General features: G+C 66.4%; 16 protein-coding genes and 1 tRNA gene. 10 read left to right on the forward strand and 7 right to left on the reverse strand.

The genetic code is table 11. The annotated features are described in order from the left end of the window. Positions 1–71: 71 nt before the first annotated feature. Together CDO87_RS16105 and CDO87_RS16110 are read right to left on the reverse strand one after the other, a co-directional pair. Positions 72–941: an S-methyl-5'-thioadenosine phosphorylase gene (locus CDO87_RS16105; RefSeq protein ID WP_100929718.1), complete on the reverse strand. Its 870-nt coding sequence runs from the start codon at positions 939–941 to the stop codon at positions 72–74. 247 nt (positions 942–1,188) lie between these two features. Continuing rightward, positions 1,189–1,941: a sulfite exporter TauE/SafE family protein gene (locus CDO87_RS16110; RefSeq protein ID WP_100929719.1), complete on the reverse strand. Its 753-nt coding sequence runs from the start codon at positions 1,939–1,941 to the stop codon at positions 1,189–1,191. A 289-nt stretch (positions 1,942–2,230) separates the two neighbouring features. On the opposite strand from CDO87_RS16110, the gene CDO87_RS16115 reads away from it, so the two are divergent. Continuing rightward, positions 2,231–3,859: a SulP family inorganic anion transporter gene (locus CDO87_RS16115; protein WP_100929720.1), complete on the forward strand. Its 1,629-nt coding sequence runs from the start codon at positions 2,231–2,233 to the stop codon at positions 3,857–3,859. A gap of 75 nt (positions 3,860–3,934) precedes the next feature. Here the strand turns inward: CDO87_RS16115 and CDO87_RS16120 are convergent, their stop codons facing one another. After that, entirely contained in the window at positions 3,935–4,585 is a 651-nt protein-coding gene (locus CDO87_RS16120; RefSeq protein WP_100929721.1) for a CatB-related O-acetyltransferase, read from the reverse strand. Positions 4,586–4,796: 211 nt separating this feature from the next. Continuing rightward, positions 4,797–5,402: a flavin reductase family protein gene (locus CDO87_RS16125; protein WP_100929722.1), complete on the reverse strand. Its 606-nt coding sequence runs from the start codon at positions 5,400–5,402 to the stop codon at positions 4,797–4,799. A gap of 119 nt (positions 5,403–5,521) precedes the next feature. Between CDO87_RS16125 and CDO87_RS16130 the strand changes: the two genes are divergently transcribed. Continuing rightward, on the forward strand, positions 5,522–6,013 hold the full coding sequence (locus CDO87_RS16130) for a GNAT family N-acetyltransferase (protein WP_100929723.1): 492 nt from the start codon (positions 5,522–5,524) through the stop codon (positions 6,011–6,013). Positions 6,014–6,071: 58 nt separating this feature from the next. Next, positions 6,072–6,833, forward strand: coding sequence for an EcsC family protein (locus CDO87_RS16135; RefSeq protein WP_100929724.1), 762 nt, complete (start codon positions 6,072–6,074; stop codon positions 6,831–6,833). Positions 6,834–7,193: 360 nt separating this feature from the next. On the opposite strand, the gene ptsP is transcribed toward CDO87_RS16135, so the two are convergent. Beyond that, positions 7,194–9,434: a phosphoenolpyruvate--protein phosphotransferase gene (gene ptsP, locus CDO87_RS16140; protein ID WP_100929725.1), complete on the reverse strand. Its 2,241-nt coding sequence runs from the start codon at positions 9,432–9,434 to the stop codon at positions 7,194–7,196. A gap of 534 nt (positions 9,435–9,968) precedes the next feature. Between ptsP and CDO87_RS16145 the strand changes: the two genes are divergently transcribed. The 3 genes from CDO87_RS16145 to CDO87_RS16155 all read left to right on the forward strand — a co-directional run bounded on the left by CDO87_RS16145 (position 9,969) and on the right by CDO87_RS16155 (position 12,963). Continuing rightward, a complete protein-coding gene (locus tag CDO87_RS16145) occupies positions 9,969–11,147 on the forward strand; it encodes a 3-deoxy-D-manno-octulosonic acid transferase (protein ID WP_100929726.1) in 1,179 nt (392 codons plus the stop codon). Positions 11,148–11,198: 51 nt separating this feature from the next. Next, on the forward strand, positions 11,199–11,624 hold the full coding sequence (locus tag CDO87_RS16150) for a DUF1178 family protein (RefSeq protein ID WP_100929727.1): 426 nt from the start codon (positions 11,199–11,201) through the stop codon (positions 11,622–11,624). Positions 11,625–11,724: 100 nt separating this feature from the next. Further along, complete coding sequence (locus CDO87_RS16155; protein WP_100929728.1) at positions 11,725–12,963, forward strand: aspartate kinase; 1,239 nt, start codon at positions 11,725–11,727, stop codon at positions 12,961–12,963. Between the two features lie 73 nt (positions 12,964–13,036). On the opposite strand, the gene CDO87_RS16160 is transcribed toward CDO87_RS16155, so the two are convergent. After that, positions 13,037–15,760, reverse strand: a complete 2,724-nt coding sequence (locus CDO87_RS16160) for a M10 family metallopeptidase (protein ID WP_157815018.1) — start codon at positions 15,758–15,760, stop codon at positions 13,037–13,039. A gap of 528 nt (positions 15,761–16,288) precedes the next feature. After that, positions 16,289–16,363, reverse strand: a tRNA-Thr gene (locus CDO87_RS16165). A gap of 117 nt (positions 16,364–16,480) precedes the next feature. On the opposite strand from CDO87_RS16165, the gene CDO87_RS26820 reads away from it, so the two are divergent. The 4 genes from CDO87_RS26820 (at position 16,481) to hisD (ending at position 19,777) form a co-directional block, all read left to right on the forward strand. Further along, positions 16,481–16,648 (forward strand): hypothetical protein, encoded by a 168-nt coding sequence (locus CDO87_RS26820; RefSeq protein ID WP_157815019.1) that lies wholly within the window; start codon positions 16,481–16,483, stop codon positions 16,646–16,648. 13 nt (positions 16,649–16,661) lie between these two features. Beyond that, on the forward strand, positions 16,662–17,933 hold the full coding sequence (gene murA, locus CDO87_RS16170; RefSeq protein ID WP_100929730.1) for a UDP-N-acetylglucosamine 1-carboxyvinyltransferase: 1,272 nt from the start codon (positions 16,662–16,664) through the stop codon (positions 17,931–17,933). Beyond that, a complete protein-coding gene (locus CDO87_RS16175; RefSeq protein WP_100929731.1) occupies positions 17,930–18,388 on the forward strand; it encodes a DUF2948 family protein in 459 nt (152 codons plus the stop codon). The genes murA and CDO87_RS16175 overlap by 4 nt, the downstream gene beginning before the upstream one ends. A gap of 87 nt (positions 18,389–18,475) precedes the next feature. Then, the gene (gene hisD / locus CDO87_RS16180; protein WP_100929732.1) at positions 18,476–19,777 is read left to right on the forward strand and encodes a histidinol dehydrogenase; all 1,302 of its coding nucleotides are present in this window, start codon (positions 18,476–18,478) and stop codon (positions 19,775–19,777) included. Positions 19,778–19,832: the final 55 nt, after the last annotated feature.

Genomic DNA, 19,832 nt, shown 5'->3' on the forward strand with positions numbered 1-19,832 from the left:
CGGTCTCCTTCGCCGCCAACTCTAGCGCCCGGTGTGCGCGCGGGACAAGCCCGCCGTGACCGTTGCACCTGTCAGAGCATCCGCCCCGCCACCGCGTCGAGCTTCGACAACAGGGCCGGGTCGCGCTTGTCGGGGGCGGTCATGATGGCGAACTCCAGCGCGCGGTCGCAGCCGTGCGGGCAGGGCGCACGGTCCGCGCCCAGAAGCGCAGGAAGGCGGCGCACCATTTCGCGCCCCTTGTCGGCGTTGCCCGTCAGGGTGGCGATGATCTCGGTGATCTCCACCGCGCCGTGATCGGGGTGCCAGCTGTCGTAATCCGTGACCATGGCGATGGAGGCGTAACAGAGCTCCGCCTCGCGGGCGAGCTTGGCCTCGGGCATGTTGGTCATGCCGATCACGTCGCAGCCCCAAGCGCGGTACATCTTCGATTCCGCCATGGACGAGAACTGCGGCCCCTCCATTGCGAGGTAGGTGCCGCCCTTGTGGATGGTGATCCCTGCATCCTTCGCGGCGGTGTAGCAGGCGTCGCCCAGCCGCGGGCAGGTGGGATGCGCGACCGAGACATGCGCCACGCATCCGGTGCCGAAGAAAGACTTTTCCCGCGCGAATGTGCGGTCGATGAAGTCGTCGACCACCACGAAATGGCCCGGTGCGTACTCCTCGCGGAACGACCCGCAGGCCGAGACGGAGATCACGTCTGTCGCCCCCAGCCGTTTCAGCGCGTCGATGTTGGCGCGATAGGGCACCGTGGTCGGAGAGTGGACGTGCCCGCGCCCGTGACGCGGCAGGAAGGCCATCTTCACCCCGCCAAGCCGCCCCGTCAGGATCTCGTCCGACGGCGTCCCCCAAGGGGTTTCGACCGCCTGCCAGCGGGCGTCTTCGAGGCCGTCGATCTCGTAAATTCCCGAGCCGCCGATCACGGCGATCATGGTCTCTGTCATGGGGGTCTCCGGGCTGTTCTGGGCAGGTTTCGCGCGCAGTTAGCCATGGCCCGCGCGGGGCTGCAACCGGGGATCGGCGCAGGGGGCGATTGGCTCAGGATCAGGCGGCTGGCGGTCGGCGCTTTGGATTCAGGGGCTTGCCAAAGGCGATGGTCCCTGAACTCATTTTCATCTCCCGAATTCGTGAAAAAATCACGAAACAGGGAAGGGTGCCAATGTCGTCACCATGCCTGCCGGAACGACAAGGTCAGCCGTATATGTCCAGCCCGCCCTTCACCAGAAGCACGACCGAGAGGATCAGCAGGAAGACCTCGATCACGATGCGGTAGGCGCGTTCCGGCAGATGCGCCGTCAGCCAGCGGCCGCCATAGGTGCCGACCATCCCGGTGACGCACAGCGCCGCGACAAGGCCCCAGCGCAGACCATCGAACTGGCCGATGGACCAGTAGGCCGGCAGCTTCACGAGGTTGCCGATGGCGAAGGAGATGGCGACGGTGCCCGCGAACTCCAGCTTTGGCAGGCGCTGCGGCAGCAGGTACGCCTGCACCGGCGGCGCGCCGGAATGGGTGATGAAACTCGCAACGCCGGTAATCGTGCCCCAGAAGACGCCGGGCGCCACGTCCGGGCGGGTCGGTTCCGGTGCCTCTTTCTGCCGAAGGGCCCGTCCCCATGTGCGCGCGATGTACCAAAGGCCGATCAAACCAGTGAAGATCAGCAGCGCCCATTCCGGCGTGTAGGGCGTGATGACAGTGGCGATGGCCACGCCCAGCAGGATCGACGGCACGAGGATGGCCACGTTGCGGCGCGAGTAATCCTTGCGGTAGAGCCACACACCGATCCAGTCGGTGGCCACGAAGACCGGCAGCAGCGTCGCCGCCGCCGTCACCGGGTTCATGAAGAGCGACAGCATCGGGACCGCGATGGCCGCGGCAGAGGCGAGCCCGCCCTTGGAAAAGCCGACGATCAGCGCCGCGAACAGGAGGAGAGAGGTTTCGAGCACGGGATGTCCTTTCCGGCGCGGACCCGGACGCGGTCGCCCGTCAGGTCAGCTCTGCTGTCCGTCTTGCAGGTCTGCCACGCATCTTCAAGCCGCCGCACGCGCTGTGGACCTTCGTGCCGCGTGGGAGGACGGCAGGGCACTGGAAACCCGTCCGCGGGGCAGAAGAAACCCGTGCATCCGCGCAAATAACTGGCTATAGCACAGCCGAACGCGCTGCTTTGCAGCATTGTCGGTGGTGTTTGCGCTCCCGTTGCGCTATGCCGCCGCCTCGCGACGAAGAGGATCCCCGATGAAGAACACCGTCCTGGCGAACTTCGCCAAACGCCTTGCCATGCCCGACCTGTCCCTGATGCCGGAGGGTAAACTGACACCTGAACGGCTCCGGATCGAGGTGCTGGCCGGCCTGACGGTTGCGCTTGCGCTCGTGCCAGAAGCGGTGGCGTTCGCCTTCGTGGCGGGGGTGCACCCGCTTGTCGGCCTCTACGCGGCCTTCATGGTGGGGCTTGTCACTGCGCTCTTCGGCGGCCGTCCGGGCATGATTTCGGGCGCGACCGGCGCGCTCGCCGTTGTCATGGTGGCGCTGGTGGCAGACCACGGGGTCGAATACCTGTTCGCGACGGTGGTGCTGATGGGCATCCTGCAGGTCTTTGCCGGGGTCATGCAGTGGGGCAAGTTCATCCGGCTGGTGCCGCACCCGGTCATGCTGGGCTTCGTCAACGGGCTGGCCATCGTGATCTTCCTTGCGCAGCTTACGCAGTTCAAGGTTCCGGGCACGACCGAGGTTTCCGGCCACGGTGCCGGAGGTGGCGAATGGCTGACCGGCCTGCCGCTCTACCTGATGCTGGGCCTCGTGGCGCTGACCATGGCGATCATCTGGCTCATGCCCAAGGTGTCCAAGGTCGTGCCCGCGCCGCTGGCGGGCATCGCCGTCGTCGCGGCCATCGTGATCGGCTTCGGGCTGGACGTGCCGCGCGTGGGTGACATGGCCTCCATCGAGGGAGGACTGCCCACGTTCCACATTCCCATGGTGCCTCTGAACCTCGAGACGCTGCAGATCATCTTCCCCTACGCGGTGATCCTCGCGGCGGTCGGCCTGATCGAATCCCTGCTGACACTGAACCTCGTGGGCGAGATGACCGGCAAGCGCGGCGGCGCCAGCCAGGAATGTATCGCGCAGGGAGCCTCCAACGTGCTGACCGGTTTCTTCGGCGGCATGGGCGGCTGCGCCATGATCGGCCAGTCGATGATCAACGTGAAGTCCGGCGCGCGCACGCGGATCGCGGGCATCGTGGCGGCACTGTTCCTGCTGTCCTTCATCCTCTTTGCCTCGCCGCTGATCGAGATGATCCCGCTGGCGGCGCTGGTCGGCGTGATGTTCATGGTGGTGATCGGCACCTTCGCGTGGAATTCGCTCAAGATCCTGCTCAAGGTCCCGGCGATGGACGCCTTCGTCATCATCCTCGTGACCGTGGTCACGGTGCTCGAAGACTTGGCCGTCGCGGTGGTCGTCGGTGTCATCGTCTCGGCGCTGGCCTACGCCTGGAACAACGCGCGGCGCATCCACTCCCGCACCTACGTGACGCCCGAAGGGTCCAAGGTCTACCAGGTGCAGGGACCGCTGTTCTTCGGCTCCTCCGACGGCTTTGTCGAGATGTTCGACGTGGCCAGCGACCCCTCGCTTGTGGTGGTCGATTTCGCGGACAGCCGCGTGGTCGACCAGTCGGCGCTTCAGGCGATCGAGGCGGTTGCGGGCAAATACGCGGCCATCGGCAAGACCGTCCAGCTGCGGCACCTGTCGCGCGACTGCCACCGGCTGCTCAACAAGGCCGGGCACCTGATGATCGATTCCGACGACGATCCGGATTACGAACTGGCGGTGGACTACGGGGTGCGGACCGGCATCCTCGGCGGGCACTGACCCCGCTGAACTCCGGATCGGGGCGGCCTGCGCGGGCCGCCCCTTTTCCTGTCCGGACGCGCGGCAAGGCACGGCTCAGGGCGCCAGCCGTTTCAGCGCGTCGACATCGCCCGCTTCGAGAGCGGGCCGCGCCCGTGCGATCCGCTCAGGCGCCCAGTCCCACCATGCCAGCGCGTTCAGGCGCGCGATGACATCGTCCGGAAAGCGCATGCGGACGACCGAGGCAGGGTTGCCGGTGACCACGGCGTAATCGGGGATCGACCCGCGCACCACGGCACCGGCCCCCACGATGACACCGTTTCCGATTCTTGCGCCGGGCAGGACCATGGCGCCATAGCCGAGCCAGACGTCATGACCGATGGTCATGTCGCGGGTGTCAGGCTGGTAGCCTGTCATCGCGGCCGGATCGAGCACGGCGAAGGGGAAGGTGGTCAGGCCATCCGTCGCATGGTTGGCGGACGAGCCGATGAAGCGCACGCCGTGGGCGATCTGGCAGAACTTGCCGATTGTCAGCCACTCTTGCGAGAACGGGAAAAGGAAGGGCGAGAGCCGTGCGGCCCAGTCCTCGGGCGGGTCGAAGTCGGAGGCGTATGTGTACTCGCCGACAACGAACCGCGGGTGGTCGATGACGTTCTTCAGGAAGACGGTGCCAAGATGGGGCGTGCCGTCAGGAAGGGTGATGGGATGACGGCGCGTTGCGTCGGGCAGGACGAAGGGAGCAGGCATGGGGCCTCCTTTGAAATGCTGAACGGGTGTCAGGGGTTCAAAGGTGCTGGTCCATTTCGCTCTCCATCGGCTGCGGGCCGTCCTTAGCACGGGGCGGTCGGCTTGGCCACGGCCCATGGCCTGCGGACCGGCGGGATGGTCATGACGGGGCCGGCGGGTGACCTGTTCGGCCTGCGGCCAAAGGCGCCCACCCGCCGCCCCCGGCGCGCCCTTACTGGCCCGGACGCTTGAGCGAGAACTTCTCGCGCACCACGGTGTAGTCGCGGTAGCCCATCCGCGACAGCGGGTTGTAGGCCAGCACGTCGAAGATGCCGTCGATCAGGCAGTCGTCGCGCATGTGGATGCCCGTGACCTCTCCGAACACCGCGAAGTTGCTGGTGCCCTCCAGCGCCACGATCTGTGTCAGCCGGCATTCGAGGTTCGCGGGGGCCTTTGCCACGCGCGGACAGGCGATGGTCTCGCATTCGGCCTTCTCGATTCCGGCCTCGAGGAACTCGTCGGTTCCGGCGGGCAGGGGGGCAGAGGTGGCGTTCATGGCGTCGCGCATGGCGAATTCGACGATGTTCACACAAAAGACGCCGGTCTCGCGGATCTGGGCGACGCTGTCCTTGGTGTCGCCGCGGTCTTCCTTCGACGAGGTGGAGGAGAACATGACCTGCGGCGGCGTGTAGGCGCAGGCGTTGAAGAAGGAATAGGGCGCAAGGTTGTCGCGCCCGTCGGCCCCCCGGGTCGAGATCCATCCGATCGGACGGGGGGTGACGATGGCATTGAACGGATTATGTGGCAGGCCGTGGCCGTCAGCGGGGCGGTAGAACATGGTGTCGCTCCTGTTTGCAGGGGATTCCTGCTGGTGATAGGGCGTTTGGAAGCGAAGTGCACGTGCCTCACGGCGCAGGCGACCTGCAACGATGCAGGCGGGAAGGGAGACCGCGACGGGTGTATGTGACGACCGAGGAACGGCCCGAGGACTGGTGGGAAGTCGAGGCGCTGTTCGACCTGGCCTTTGCACCGGGGCGCACGGCCCTGTCTTCTTACCGGCTGCGGGAAGACGTGCCACCCGTGGCACCGCTCTGCCGCATGGCCCGCGACGGGTCGGGAACCACCGTGGGGGCCATCCGCTACTGGCCGGTCCGGATCGGTGAAGCCGAGGTCCTGCTGCTGGGCCCCGTGGCGGTCCACCCCGTGGCGCAGGGCGCAGGGCTGGCGGCGCTCCTGATCCGCGAGACGCTGTCCAAGGCCGCAGAGCTGGGCTTTGAACGGGTTCTGCTGGTGGGCGACCGGCCCTATTACGGCCGTTTCGGGTTCGATCGGCTGGAGGGGGTCGAGATGCCGCCGCCCACGAACCCGGCGCGGATCCTGGGGCTGGAACTGGTCGAAGGCGCATGGGACGGCGTGACCGGCGAAGTGGAACGCGCGATCCCGGCATGACAGCGGCGTCTTGAACGGCGCGACTTCGGTCACATCTTTTTCAGCAGGAGGATGCGCCATGACCGAGATCATACCTGTCGGAACCACGGAAGAGCAGGTGCGCCTGCTGGCCAAGCGCTACAAGTCCGCCAATTCGGTGGGGATGCAGTTGCTGAACCTGATCGGCGGACAGGCGGAGAACCTGCTGGAACGGCTGCCGGATTCGGCCAAGGATCGCCTCGAGGTCACGGCGGAGCGTGCCCTGGGTGCCGCGCTGGACGCCGCCGGGCGGACGCGCGGCGTGGTCCCGGACCAGAAGGGCTGGCTCAACACCGCGATGGCGACGGCCATGGGGGTTGCGGGCGGAATGGGCGGCCTGCCGTCGGCGCTCGCGGAACTGCCGGTCACGGTCACCGTCCTGATGCGCGCCATGCTGGGCATCGCTGCCGAACATGGCTTTGACCCGGAAAGCCCCGAGGTTGCGAAGGAATGCCTTGCGGTCTTTGCCTCCGCCGGTCCGCTGGCGAAGGATGACGGGGCGGACATCGGGTTCTTGGCGGCGCGTGTGTCGCTGACAGGGGCCAGCGTGAACGGCCTGATTGCGCGCGTCGCGCCGCGTGTCGCAACGGCGCTCGGCCAGAAGCTGGCCGCCCAGACGGTGCCGGTTCTGGGTGCCGCTGCAGGGGCCGCCGTGAACTACGCCTATACCTCCTACTACCAGCAGATGGCGCATGTGCATTTCGGTCTCCTGCGGCTGGCAGAGGACAGCGGCCGCCCGAGGGCAGAACTGCTGGAAATGCTCCGCCAGGAACTGGAGCCGCCGCGCATACGCCGTAATTGAATTTCGGATTTTCGGTAACTTTGGCTTAAGGCGCAGGCTGTAGCTTGGCCGCTATCCGGGGTGCAGAAAGCCCTGCGAAGCAATCCGGTCCCAAGACCCTACGCGACAGGCTGTCCTGAAGGCACACAGTACCTGCATGTGGGAACCGGTTCCTGCCGCGCAGAAGTGTGCGCAGGGCTCTTTGCCAGAAGGCGGAGGGCGGAAACGAGACGTCAGAGACTAACGCGCTCCGGTTCGGTGCAAAACGCGCCGGCCGGGGCGCTTTTTCACCGGGGTTGGCGGTCCTTGCATCCGTTGCGGTGGGCCAACCCGGGTCCAAGGGCCGCGTCATGGCATAACGAACATGAGCCGCCGCAGGGCCTAGCTCGAATCCCGCAGGTATTCCATGACCGCCTGCCGCACCGACTGTTCGCCGCGCACGCGCGATTCCTCGATCACGTCGCGGATCTCGGTCAGCGAGTAGCGCATCAGCAGCGACTTGACCGGCCCGATGGAGGCCGGGCGCATCGACAGCGTGCGGATGCCTATGGCCGCGAAGCACAGCGCCTCGACCGGGCGGCCCGCATCCTCGCCGCAGAAGGACAGGGCGGTGCCGGATGCCTCGCACCGCTTCACGATCTGTTCGAGGAAGGTCAGGAACGACACGTTCAGGGAATCGTAACGGCGGCGGACGCGCTCGTTTTCGCGGTCGGCGGCAAAGAAGAACTGCTTCAGGTCGTTGCCGCCGATCGACAGGAACTCCACCTCCTCGAAGAAACGGTCGGAGGCGTAGGCCAGCGAGGGCGTCTCCAGCATGCAGCCGACGGACAGCCGTTCCGGAACTTTGTGGCCCAGGCGTTTCTCGCGGGCGATGACCTTGTCGACCTCGGCGCGGGCGCGGGCGTATTCCTCGTACTGCGCGATGAAGGGGAACATGATCGACATGGCGCGGCCATCGGCGGCGCGCAGCAGGGCCTGAAGCTGCATCCGCATGACACCGGGCCGGTCGAGCGCCACCCGGATCGCCCGCCAGCCAAGCGCCGGGTTCGGCTCTTCCTGCGGCTTCATGTAGGGCAGCACCTTGTCGGAGCCGATGTCCAGCGTGCGGAAGATCACCCGCCTGTCGCCCGCAGCATCGATGACACGCTTGTAAAGCGCGGCCAGTTCGTCGCGCCGCGGCATCTGGTTCCGGACGAGGAACTGCAACTCGGTCCGGAACAGGCCCACGCCCTCTGCACCGGAGCTTACGAGCGACGGCAGGTCCGCCATCAGCCCGGCGTTCATCATCAGGTGCACCCGTTTGCCGTCTGCCGACACGCATTCGGTTTCGCGGATGGAGGCGTAGCGCTCCTGCGCCTTGGCCTGCATAGCCATCTTGTCGCGGAAGGCGTTCACCACGGTTTCGTCCGGGCGCAGGTGCACCACGCCCTGATCGCCGTCGACAAGGATCAGGTCGCCGTTCAGCGCCTCGTTGGTGATGCGCTCTGCGTGGATCACCAGCGGAATGGCCAGCGCCCGTGCGACGATGGCGGCGTGCGATCCGACCGAGCCCTGCTCAAGTACCACACCCTTCAGCCTGCGGCCGTAGTCCAGTAGCTCGCCGGGGCCGATGTTGCGGGCGATCAGGATGGGGGCGTCCGGCATCTCCGCCCCGGTTTCGCGGCCTTGTCCGGTCAGGATGCGCAGCAGCCGGTTCGACAGGTCGTCGAGGTCGTGCAGGCGTTCGCGCAGGTAACCGTCGGTGACCTGGCTCATGCGGGACCGGGCCTGCGACTGTTCCTTCTCCACCGCGGCCTCGGCGGACAGGCCAAGGGCGATGTCCTCTTCCATGCGCCGTAGCCAGCCCTTGGAGTTGGCGAACATCCGGTAGGCTTCCAGCACGTCGACCTGTTCCTGGTCGCCCATGGCGCCAGCCAGCATCTCGTCGACCGACACGCGCAGCTTGTCCACCGCCTCGCGCAGGCGGCTGGCCTCGCGCTCGGGGTCGTCGGTCACGAGGTTGGTGACGACGACGCGGGGTTCGTGCAGCCAGACCTGGCCCATGGCCGTGCCTTCCTGCCCGGTGGCGCCCCGGAACAGCACGGCCTGCGTATGGCGTGCCTTGAGCGCGGCGCCCTCTCCGGTGAACGCGCCCAGCTCGGTCATCTCCGCCAGCACCATGGCGACGACTTCGAGCGCGTAGATCTCGTCGTCGGAGAACTCCCGCGCCTGCTTTGACTGGACGACCAGCACGCCCAGTTTCTCGCCCAGCCGCTGGATCGGAACGCCGAGGAAACTGGAATAGATCTCTTCGCCGGTCTCCGGCATGTAGCGGAAACCGGGCGCGGCGGGGGCGTCGGCGGTGTTGATCAGCTTGCCAGAGCGGGCGACGCGGCCCACCAGACCCTCGCCCAGCTTCATGCGGGTCTCGTGCACGGATTCCGGCTTCAGGCCCTGCGTGGCACACAGTTCAAGCGTATTGGCATCACGGAAGAGGTAGATGGAGCAGACCTCCGTCCCCATGCTGTCGGCGGTGAGGTGGGTGATCTTGTCCAGACGCGCCTGACCGGCGGAGTCCTCGGCCATCGTGTCGCGCAGCCGCCCAAGGAGCTTGCGGCTTTCCGATTCTGATTTGGGCACCATTGACTTGCATTCCTCGGACCGTGCGGCTTGCAGGGATAGAGCATTGAGGCCGCGTTGGGAAATGGCTTTTCAAAACGCGCGCGGCATTTCTCCCGTTAAGGGCGAAAACTCCGGGGCCGAACGATGTGGATTTCAGCGTGATGCGGTACGGATGGCCCAGGACGAAGGTTCGCTCACAGCCGATTGAATCCCAGCGGTTTTGCGAGTTATCCCCAGACGTGTCGCGTTGGGCGGCGCACGGCTGGGGATAACTCTGTGGACTCACCGTGTATATGGGAACCTGAGGACTTTCAGATTTGGCTCCCTGCGATTTCTGGTCGTATAAGGTCAAGAATTCGGCGCAGCAGATCAGGCCGCTGAAGCCTTGCGCGTGACGACGGCGGCCCGAAAATATCCACCCCGCATATCATGAAACTGTCATGCCATTCGGCAGGTAGCGATGCAAATTGCAGCCTGTGCACAGCGGTGCCTGGCTTGCAAAACTGGCGGCCGGCGTCATATGCGCGGGGGCGGTTCCGGGCAAGGGAGACGGGCATGCTGCTTTACCGACTGCTGATCAGCCTCTTCGCCGCCGCAGTCCTCCTGCGCCACGGCCCGTCCCGGCTGAGCGTGCCTGACCCTCAAAAAGGACCGCACGTCTGGCTGCACGGCGCCTCGAACGGAGAACTCGCCTCTGTCCGGCCGGTTCTGGAGCGGTTGGTCGAGACCCGTCCGGACCGAAGGTGGCTCGTGACCGCAAACACCGAAACCGGGCGCGACATGGTGGCGGGCTGGAACCTGCCCGGCGTCAGCGCGCGGCTCGCGCCGGTGGACCTGCAGCGCGTCACCCGAAGGGTTCTCCGCGAGTGGTCCGTCACCGCGCATATCTCGCTCGAAGCGGAGATCTGGGCACATCGCTTCCTCCAGTGTCCCGGCCCCGTGATCCTCTTGGGCGCGCGCATGAGCGAGGGCACGGCGCGTGGCTGGGGCCGCGTGCCCGGTCTGGCGCGGCGGGTATTGGGCCGTGTTAGGTTCGCCTCGGCACAGGATGCGGCGTCGATGTCTCGCCTCGAAGCGCTAGGACTGCCGGAGACGGCGCGCGGCCCGGTCGTCGATCTGAAGGCGTTCTACGCGCCCCCGACGGTCTCGCCCCCCGCGGAGTTCCCGCGAGAGAGCACTTGGCTGGCCGCCTCGACCCATGAAGGGGAGGAGGGCATCGTTCTGGCCGCGCATCTCGCCGCGCGGGCATCCGAGCCCGACTTGCGGCTCATTCTCGCCCCGCGGCACCCGCGCCGCGCGGCAGAGGTGCGCGCCATGGCCGAGGATCTGGGGCTGACAGTGGCGCAACGCAGCCTCGGGGAACCCGACGGTACGGTCTATCTTGCCGACACGATGGGCGAAATGGCCTTGTGGTACGCGGCGGCGGGGCGAGTCTTCGTCGGCGGTACGATGACCGACAGGGGCGGCCACACGCCTTACGAACCTGCCGCCTTCGGCGCCGCCCTGATCCACGGCCCGGACGTGCGCAACTTTCGCGCGGCCTATGCCCGTCTGGCTGGGGCCGGTGCAGCGATCGCCGTGACGGGGACGGATGACCTCGTGCAGGCGCTGGCCACGCTTGCGGACCCTGCCGAACAGGCGCGGATGGGCGATCTGGCCCGCGAAACGCTGCGTCCGGAGGCAGGGCTCGAAACGATTTGCGATAAGATCGCGGGAACCCTTGAGCCGGGATAAACGCTTACTTTAATATAGTGCAGTCAAGATGTTTACGGGATCGAGGACGGAATGATCCGTTATGCCCTGAAATGCGCGGAAGGTCACAGCTTTGAAAGCTGGTTCCAGTCCGCGTCTGCCTTTGACCGGCTCGATGCCGCCGGACACGTCACCTGCGCCGTCTGCGGCTCTACCGAGGTGGACAAGGCGATGATGGCCCCGCGCGTCCGCAACGGAGAGGCGGAACAGGTTAAACCCCTGACCGGCGCCCCGCAGCATCCGGCGGAACAGGCGCTGGCCGCGCTGCGCGATCACGTGGAGAAACACTCGGACTACGTCGGGCGTGACTTTGTGCGCGAGGCGCGGGCCATGCATGTAGGCGAAGTTCCGGAACGCCCGATCTGGGGCGAGGCGCGCTCTGACGAGGCCAAGGCGCTGGCCGAGGACGGCATCCGTATTGCGCCGCTGCCCTTCCGGCCCACCCGCAAATCCAACTGACCCGACAGCAAGCCACGTTGCTAGGCTGCTGGCGCACGCCGCTCTTGCGCAGCGTCATGCACAGGCGTAAAGGCCCTTCCGACCTGAAGGAAGAAAGATCATGCCTGTTCTCGTGATGAAATTCGGCGGCACGTCCGTCGCCACGCTGGACCGCATCCGGCGCGCTGCAAAGCGCGTCGGCGTCGAAGTTGCCAAGGGCTATGACGTCATCGTCATCGTCAGCGCCATGTCGGGCGAAACCAACAAGCTGGTCGGCTATGTCGAGGAAACCTCTCCGCTGTTCGACGCGCGCGAATACGACGCCGTTGTCTCGAGCGGCGAGAACGTGACTGCCGGCCTCATGGCGCTGACCCTTCAGGAAATGGATGTGCCGGCGCGCAGCTGGCAGGGCTGGCAGGTGCCGGTGCGCACGACCTCGGCGCACGCCTCCGCCCGGATCGAGGAAATCCCGACCGACAACATCATGGCGAAGTTCGGCGAAGGCATGCGCGTCGCCGTTGTCGCGGGCTTCCAGGGCATCTCGCCCGAAGGCCGGATCACCACGCTGGGCCGCGGCGGCAGCGACACCACCGCCGTGGCCTTTGCCGCCGCCTTCGACGCAGAGCGCTGCGACATCTACACGGACGTGGACGGTGTCTACACCACCGATCCGCGCATCTGCGACAAGGCGCGGAAACTGGACAGGATCGCGTTCGAGGAAATGCTGGAACTGGCCAGCCTTGGCGCGAAGGTTCTGCAGACCCGCTCGGTCGAGCTGGCGATGCGCTACAAGGTGAAGCTGCGCGTTCTGAGCAGCTTCGAGGAAATGGACGATGCGGCCGGCACCCTGGTCTGCGACGAGGAGGACATCATGGAAAGCAAGGTCGTGGCCGGTGTGGCCCATTCCCGTGACGAGGCCAAGATGACCCTCGTCTCTGTCGCCGACCGCCCCGGCATCGCTGCGGCGATCTTCTCGCCGCTGGCGGATGCGGGCGTGAACGTCGACATGATCGTTCAGAACATCTCGGAAGACGGGCGGACGGACATGACGTTCTCCTGCCCGACGAACCAGGTGGCGCGCGCGCAGAAGGCGATGAACGACGCCAAGGCGTCCGGCCACATCAACTTCCACGAGATCCTTGCCGACACGGGTGTCTGCAAGATCTCGGTCGTGGGCATCGGCATGCGGTCCCACGCCGGTGTCGCCGCTAAGATGTTCAAGGTGCTGGCACAGGAAGGCATCAACATCCAGGTCATCACCACGTCGGAAATCAAGATCTCCGTTCTGGTGGAGCGCAAGTACATGGAACTGGCGGTGCAGGCGCTGCACGACGCGTTCGAGCTCGATAAGGCCGACTGATCGGCTTCGGCGGTTTCGCATTGCTTGACGGCGGTCCCGGGGCAGGGGCCGCCGTTTTCGTTTGACGGTCGTGTCAGGCGATCTCTACCGCCGGATCCATGAAGTTCGTGGTGATCTCATACCCGTTGTCCAGATACAGGACACGCTGCACGGCATTGCCGCTGGCATCGAATGTCGTGGTGTAGCTGGCCCAGTTCCAGTCGTCCTGCACATCGGTGACCGTTTCAGCCGTCCGGACGCCGTTGACGAAGGTGGTGTCGATCTCGACCCCGTCGTCGCGGCACAGCACCTGCCGGATACGCGCCCCGTCCATGTCGAAGTGGTCGGCGGTGCTTTCCCAGGTAAAGTTGTTGGCCGTGTCATGCACCGTCTTTGTCAGCACGCGGCCACTGCTGAAACTGGTTTCGACCGTGCGCCCGTCGTCGAAGGTCATCACCTGCGACACGCGGTTGCCGTTCTGGTCGTAGGTGTCGACGTAGCTGCTCCACGGCCGGTCGTTGTTGGCGTCCGTCACGGTCACGGTGCTTCTCTGGCCGCCAAGGTACGCGGTCTGCACCTGCAACCCGTTGTCGAGCTGGAGGTTCTGCATCGTCCGGGCGCCCGACGCATCGTAATGGTCGGTGTAGCTGCTCCAGATCCTCGAATTGTCGGTGTCGGTCACCGTGACCGTCGCGCGGTTGCCATTGACGAAGACGGTGTCCAGTTGCAGCCCGTTGTCCAGCAACATGCTTCGCGTGGCGTGGGCACCGGAGGCGTTGAACGTATCGGTGTAGCTGCTCCACGACCGGATATCGGTCGTGTCCGTGACGGTGACCGAAGTGCGCACGCCGCCGTCGAAGCTGGTGTCCACACGCAAGCCGCTGTCGTGCAGCATGCTGCGCATGGCGAGGCTGCCCGACGCATCGAAGGTGTCGGTGTAGCTGCTCCACCACGTCGTGTCCGCGCCGTCCGTGACGGTCTGGCTGGTCCGGGTCGCGCCGGAATACGTCGTCTCGATCTGCCGCCCGTTGTCCATCGTGATGCTGTGCGCGGTCCGGTTCCCGGCCGCATCGTAGCTGTCGGTGTAGCTGGTCCAGTTCCGGCCGTTCTGCGCATCGTTGACGGTGACGGAGGACCGGCGCCCGCCGGAAAAGGCGGTCTCGACCTCCAGCCCGTTGTCCAGCGTCATGTTCTGCGACAGGCGCGCCCCGTTGGCGCCGTAGGTGTCGGTGTAGCTGTGCCAGTCGTAGACATCCGACTGATCCGTCGCCGTCATGCGCGTCGCGGCGCCATTCGCGTAGTCGGCGACCCGAAGCACGCCGTTGTCCATGACCGTGGTGGTCCGCAGCAGGGCGTCGTCGGCATCGTAGTCGTAGGTGATCGACGCCCAGTCGAACTGGTTGGTATCGTCGGTCACCGTGGTGGAATAGGCGGTGCCGACGAAACTCTCGGTGCGGGTCGTGCCGTCGTCGTTCAGCGTCGTGCGTGTCAGCAGCGTGCCGGAGCTGTCGAAGGTGTCGGTATAGGCGCTCCAGTTCGCGGAATTGGTCGTGTCGACCGTCACGCGGCAGGCGGCATAATTGGCGCCGGTCGCGGTAAAGGTGATGGTCTGCCCGTCCGCCGAGGAGCCGACGACCGCCGTGCCGTCGGCGAAGGTCAGCGTCTCGATCCCGGTGAAGCGCGTGGTGTTGCCGTTCATCGTCAGCGTGGCCGCGCCGCTGCAGCCGAAGGTGTAGTCAGTAAAGGCGCCGCCCATCACCAAAAGGTCGCTGCCCGCGCCGCCGTTGATCGTGTCGTTCCCGGCCGAGCCGAAGATGGTGTCGTTCCCGGAACCGGAATGGATGCTGTTGTTGGCCGCATTGGTGGTGATCGTGTCGCGCCCGCTTCCGGTGGTCGCGTTCTCGATCAACGCGCCCCGGGCGATGGCGAAGTTGCCGACCTCTCCGTTCAGGTCCGAAAAGGTGCCGTCCCGCAGGTCGAGCCGCTGGTTCGCGGACCGCGACCCGAGGTTGATCGTGTCCGTCCCGGCGCTGTCGAAGATCGCCACCGCCCATTGCGTCGTCAGCCCCATGCCCTTCTGCGTCAGGTTGGTGTTGTCGCCGTAGACCGTGTTGCCGGTGTTGGCATTGGTGGGCGTGCCGTAGAGGGTCTGGATGGCAAGGATGTCGGCCATCTGCGTGGTCGCGAGGTAGTTCGAAGAGGCGTTGGTGTGCGGGTTCTCCCACTGGCCGAAGTAGGACATGATAGAATACTGCCAGCTGTCCTGCTGGTAGTGCGCATCGGTGCCGAAGTCGGCAGAACCGTTGTAGTTGCCCGCGTGTCCCAGCCCCAGCGCGTGGCCGATCTCGTGGATGTAGGTCTGCAGGTAGTAGTCGCCGTAGGCCTGCCAGCCGGTGTTCACGTTGACGTAGGACTGGCTGATCGTCTGCCCGGCGACGTAGGAATAGGAGTACGCGCCCGAGGAATCGTCGGTAAAGACGAAGTCGGCGCTGTTCGACGTGGTGATCTGGAAGTTCAGGCCGGAGACCGCCGACCATGCCTGGAACGCCTCGATGGCGGTGGCGCGGCCCGTCGAATCCAGCTGGGAGACGTTGAACGTCAGCGTGTCGCCGGCCTCCGCCTCGAACGACCGGCGCGCCCGGCCGGTGGAATTCCAGTACCCGTCCGTCAGTTGTGCGGCGACCTGGTCCAGCGTGTAGCTGGGCAGGGTGGCCGAAAGGCTGGCACCGGTCGTGCCGCCGCTGGAATCGAGAGAGGTTGCGCCGTGGGTGTCGTAGACGGATTTCGACGGGTCGCGGGCTTGGCAAAGGAAACACATGGATTGGACGCTCTCTTCGGTGGCGGGCCGTCCGCCGGGCGCGGACGTCAGGACGGGGGGAAGAGCGATCCTTCTGATCGGCATGGGGCGCGGTCGCCATTCAGGCACCGGCTGCGAGGGGCGTTTCGAACCCGCGGCCAGAGTCGCCAGAGAATCCGGGTGCGATTGGGCGCAAAGGCGAAGGTTTTGCGTCATTGGTCACGCAGCGCGAACGCTGAAGGGCGCAGCCGCCGGGTTGTTTCCCTAACGGCGAGCCGTAATTCGTCAATTTTATTCAACGATTTACGTGTTTGGTAGCACCGCGCGACTTTCCGGTCCAACAGCAGGCGGCCGGATGGGCTGACCGGGGCAGGGACCTCCGGCGCGCCGGGCACCGCACGAACGCGCGCCCGGTACACGCCGGCTGGCTAACCGCCCTGTCGGCGATGTCTGAACCGAACGAACTGACCGTACACCTCACCGGCAGCAGCCGATGAAACCACACACATCCGTCGCGCGACAAACGCCGTATTGCAAAGGAAGGGAGGATGGTGCTGCTGGAGAGAATTGAACTCTCGACCTCTCCCTTACCAAGGGAGTGCTCTACCTCTGAGCTACAGCAGCGCCGTGAGGGGGCGTTTAGACTCTCTCTTTGAAGCGCGCAAGAGGGGTTTGGCGAAAAAACGTAGCGCCGTTTTCCGAAGGCTGGACCCGTTATCGCGGCTGAGATACATCCGGCCCATGGATCGGGGCAACCGCAAGACCAGGGCGTCGAAGGACAGTGACCGCGAGGACCGCCTGAAGGCGGCCCTCAAGGCGAATCTGGCCCGCCGCAAGGCGCAGGCGCGGGCCCGGTCCGAGAACGAGCCCGGGGACGCCGGGCAGACAACGGACAACGACTCGGATTGAGAGGCAGGCAGGCATGGATTCCATTCTGGTGACGGGCAACGGCCCGCTGAACGGCGAGATTCCCATCGCGGGCGCCAAGAACGCCTGCCTTACGCTGATGCCCGCGACGCTTCTGTCGGAAGAGCCGCTGACGCTGACCAACGCGCCGCGTCTGTCGGACATCCGCACGATGACGCTGCTTCTGCAGTCGCTGGGGGCAGAGGTCACGGCGATGAACGCGGGCAAGGTGCTGGCCATGTCGTCGCATGCGCTGACCTCGCAACGTGCGGAATACGACATTGTGCGCAAGATGCGGGCGTCGATCCTCGTGCTAGGGCCGCTTCTGGCGCGCTTCGGCTATGCCGAGGTCTCGCTGCCCGGCGGCTGCGCCATCGGCGCCCGCCCAGTGGACCTGCACCTCAAGGCGATGGAAGCCCTGGGCGCGGAGATGGACCTGCGCGACGGCTACGTGCACGCCAAGGCCCCTGCTGGCGGACTGAAGGGCGGCGTGGTGGAGTTTCCACTCGTCTCGGTGGGCGCGACGGAAAATGCGCTGATGGCGGCGACGCTCGCCAAGGGCACGACCGTCCTCAAGAACGCCGCACGGGAGCCGGAGATCGTCGACCTTGCGCATTGCCTGCGGAAGATGGGCGCGCAGATCTCGGGCGAGGGGACCTCGACCATCGAGGTGCAGGGCGTCGAGCGGCTGGGCGGGGCGACCCACAGCGTGGTCACCGACCGGATCGAGCTGGGCACCTACATGCTGGCCCCGGCGATCTGCGGTGGCGAGGTCACCTGCCTTGGCGGCCGCATCGACCTGCTGCAGGCCTTCTGCGAACGCCTCGATGCTGCCGGTGTCTCCGTTGAGGAGACCGACAAGGGCCTGAAGGTCGCGCGCAAGAACGGGCGGGTCAAGGCAGTGGACGTGGTGACGGAGCCGTTCCCCGGCTTCCCCACCGACCTGCAGGCGCAGATGATGGCGCTGATGTGCACCGCCGACGGCAAGGCTGTGCTGGAAGAGAAAATCTTCGAGAACCGTTTCATGCACGCCCCGGAACTGATCCGCATGGGCGCGCGCATCGACGTGCACGGCGGGACGGCGACGGTCAGCGGCGTCGAACGCCTGAAGGGCGCGCCCGTGATGGCGACCGACCTGCGTGCCTCCGTCTCGCTGATCCTTGCCGGGCTCGCTGCGGAGGGTGAGACCATCGTGAACCGCGTCTACCACCTCGACCGCGGCTACGAGAACGTCGAGGAGAAGCTGTCGGCGCTTGGCGCACGGATCGAACGGGTGGCCGGCCAATGACCGAGGATGCCCGTTTCGAAGACGGCGGCGAACGCCCCCTGAACCTCGGCGCACTGGATGCGGAGGACCTGCAGGTGATCTCTGCCCTCGCGCAGGATGCGGTCCTGCCGGTGACGGAGATTCGCTGGCAGAAGGCGAAACGGCGGCTGGGCCTTCTGGTCAACCGCCTGCGCCGCGAGGTCGGCACGCCGGACGTGGAACGGGTGCAGTCGCTGCTGGTGATCGACAACGTGCTGGGCGTGTCCAGCCAGGGCGTGGACCGGGCGGACAAGGACCTCGTGCTGCAGATCCTGTCCATCGACTGGGAAGCGGGCGAGGACGCGGATGGCCATGTCGTCCTGACGCTGGCCGGTGACGGCGCGCTTCGGGCGCAGGTCGAGGCGCTCGAGGTCGGGCTGCGCGACGTGACGCGGCCCTACGTGGCCCCCTCGCGCAAGATGCCCGACCACGGCTGATCCGCCCGGCCGCCATGCGCGGCGACCGGGTGTTGAGGCTTCGCGCCCGGCAAGCTATGTCAGCCAGCGTCAACGGAGGTTTGCCCCATGCCCGTGTTCCTGGACAGCACGTCCGCCGATTTCGAGACCCGCTTCACCGCCCTCCTGTCGGCCAAGCGCGAAGACAGCCCGGACGTGGACGATGTCGTCGCCGGGATTATCGCCGACGTACGCAAGAAGGGTGACGCCGCGGTCCTTGCCCTGACGGCAAAGTTCGACCGGCTGGCCCTGACCTCCGACACCATGCGTTTCTCCGCGGCAGAGATCGAGGCAGAGTGCGCCCGCGTGCCGGAGGCCGAGGCCCGTGCGCTCGAACTCGCCGCCGAGCGCATCCGCGCCTACCACGTGCGCCAGATGCCGGAGGACGCCGCCTGGACCGATCCGGAAGGGGCCAGGCTGGGCTGGCGCTGGACGCCTGTCTCGGCTGCGGGACTCTACGTGCCCGGCGGTCTGGCGAGCTATCCGTCCTCTGTCCTGATGAACGCCGTGCCCGCCAAGGTGGCGGGGGTGGAGCGGCTTGCGATCTGCGTGCCCACGCCGGACGGGGTCGTGAACCCGGCGGTGCTGCTGGCGGCAAAGATCGCGGGCGTCGACGAGATCTACCGCATCGGCGGGGCGCAGGCGATTGCGGCGCTGGCCTACGGCACCGAGAGCATTGCGCCCGTCGACAAGATCACCGGCCCCGGCAACGCCTTCGTCGCCGCCGCCAAGCGCCGGGTGTTCGGCAAGGTGGGCATCGACATGATCGCCGGTCCCTCCGAGATCCTCGTCATCGCCGATGCCGACAACGATCCCGACTGGCTGGCGCTGGACCTCATGAGCCAAGCCGAGCACGACGAATCGGCGCAGGCCCTTCTGATCTGCACCGACGCCGCCTTTGGCCAGAAGGTCGCGGAGGCGGTGGAGAAGCGGCTGGAAACGCTGGAGCGCCGCGAGATCGCGGGCGCCTCCTGGCGCGACTTCGGCGCGATCATCACCGTGTCCGACCTCGATGAGGCCGCGCGGCTGTCGAACCGCATCGCGCCGGAGCACCTCGAGCTCTGCGTCGCCGACCCGGAGGCGCTGGCCGAGAAATGCGTGCACGCCGGTGCAATCTTCCTCGGCGCATGGACGCCGGAAGCCATCGGCGACTATGTGGGCGGCCCGAACCACGTCCTGCCGACGGCGCGGTCTGCGCGCTTCTCCTCGGGGCTGTCGGTGATGGATTTCCTCAAGCGCACGACCATGGCCCGCATGTCGCCGGAGGCGCTGGGTGCCATCGGTCCCGCGGCAGAGGTGCTGGCACGCTCCGAAAGCCTCGAGGCACACGGGCTGAGTGTCACCGCGCGGCTGCAGAAACTGAACGGCTGACGCGCGGGGCCCGGGCCTACGGGATGGTCCGAAGGTCGGTTGACCAAAGGCGCCG

Source organism: Sagittula sp. P11 (genome assembly GCF_002814095.1).
Taxonomy (GTDB): Bacteria; Pseudomonadota; Alphaproteobacteria; order Rhodobacterales; family Rhodobacteraceae; genus Sagittula.

Coding starts and splice junctions, on each gene's coding strand:
- CDO87_RS16105 (WP_100929718.1), bottom strand. CDS start 941: ATGACAGAGACCATGATCGCCGTGATCGGCGGCTCGGGAATTTACGAG.
- CDO87_RS16115 (WP_100929720.1), top strand. CDS start 2,231: ATGAAGAACACCGTCCTGGCGAACTTCGCCAAACGCCTTGCCATGCCC.
- CDO87_RS16120 (WP_100929721.1), bottom strand. CDS start 4,585: ATGCCTGCTCCCTTCGTCCTGCCCGACGCAACGCGCCGTCATCCCATC.
- CDO87_RS16125 (WP_100929722.1), bottom strand. CDS start 5,402: ATGTTCTACCGCCCCGCTGACGGCCACGGCCTGCCACATAATCCGTTC.
- CDO87_RS16135 (WP_100929724.1), top strand. CDS start 6,072: ATGACCGAGATCATACCTGTCGGAACCACGGAAGAGCAGGTGCGCCTG.
- ptsP (WP_100929725.1), bottom strand. CDS start 9,434: ATGGTGCCCAAATCAGAATCGGAAAGCCGCAAGCTCCTTGGGCGGCTG.
- CDO87_RS16145 (WP_100929726.1), top strand. CDS start 9,969: ATGCTGCTTTACCGACTGCTGATCAGCCTCTTCGCCGCCGCAGTCCTC.
- CDO87_RS16150 (WP_100929727.1), top strand. CDS start 11,199: ATGATCCGTTATGCCCTGAAATGCGCGGAAGGTCACAGCTTTGAAAGC.
- CDO87_RS16155 (WP_100929728.1), top strand. CDS start 11,725: ATGCCTGTTCTCGTGATGAAATTCGGCGGCACGTCCGTCGCCACGCTG.
- CDO87_RS16160 (WP_157815018.1), bottom strand. CDS start 15,760: ATGTGTTTCCTTTGCCAAGCCCGCGACCCGTCGAAATCCGTCTACGAC.
- CDO87_RS26820 (WP_157815019.1), top strand. CDS start 16,481: ATGGATCGGGGCAACCGCAAGACCAGGGCGTCGAAGGACAGTGACCGC.
- murA (WP_100929730.1), top strand. CDS start 16,662: ATGGATTCCATTCTGGTGACGGGCAACGGCCCGCTGAACGGCGAGATT.
- CDO87_RS16175 (WP_100929731.1), top strand. CDS start 17,930: ATGACCGAGGATGCCCGTTTCGAAGACGGCGGCGAACGCCCCCTGAAC.
- hisD (WP_100929732.1), top strand. CDS start 18,476: ATGCCCGTGTTCCTGGACAGCACGTCCGCCGATTTCGAGACCCGCTTC.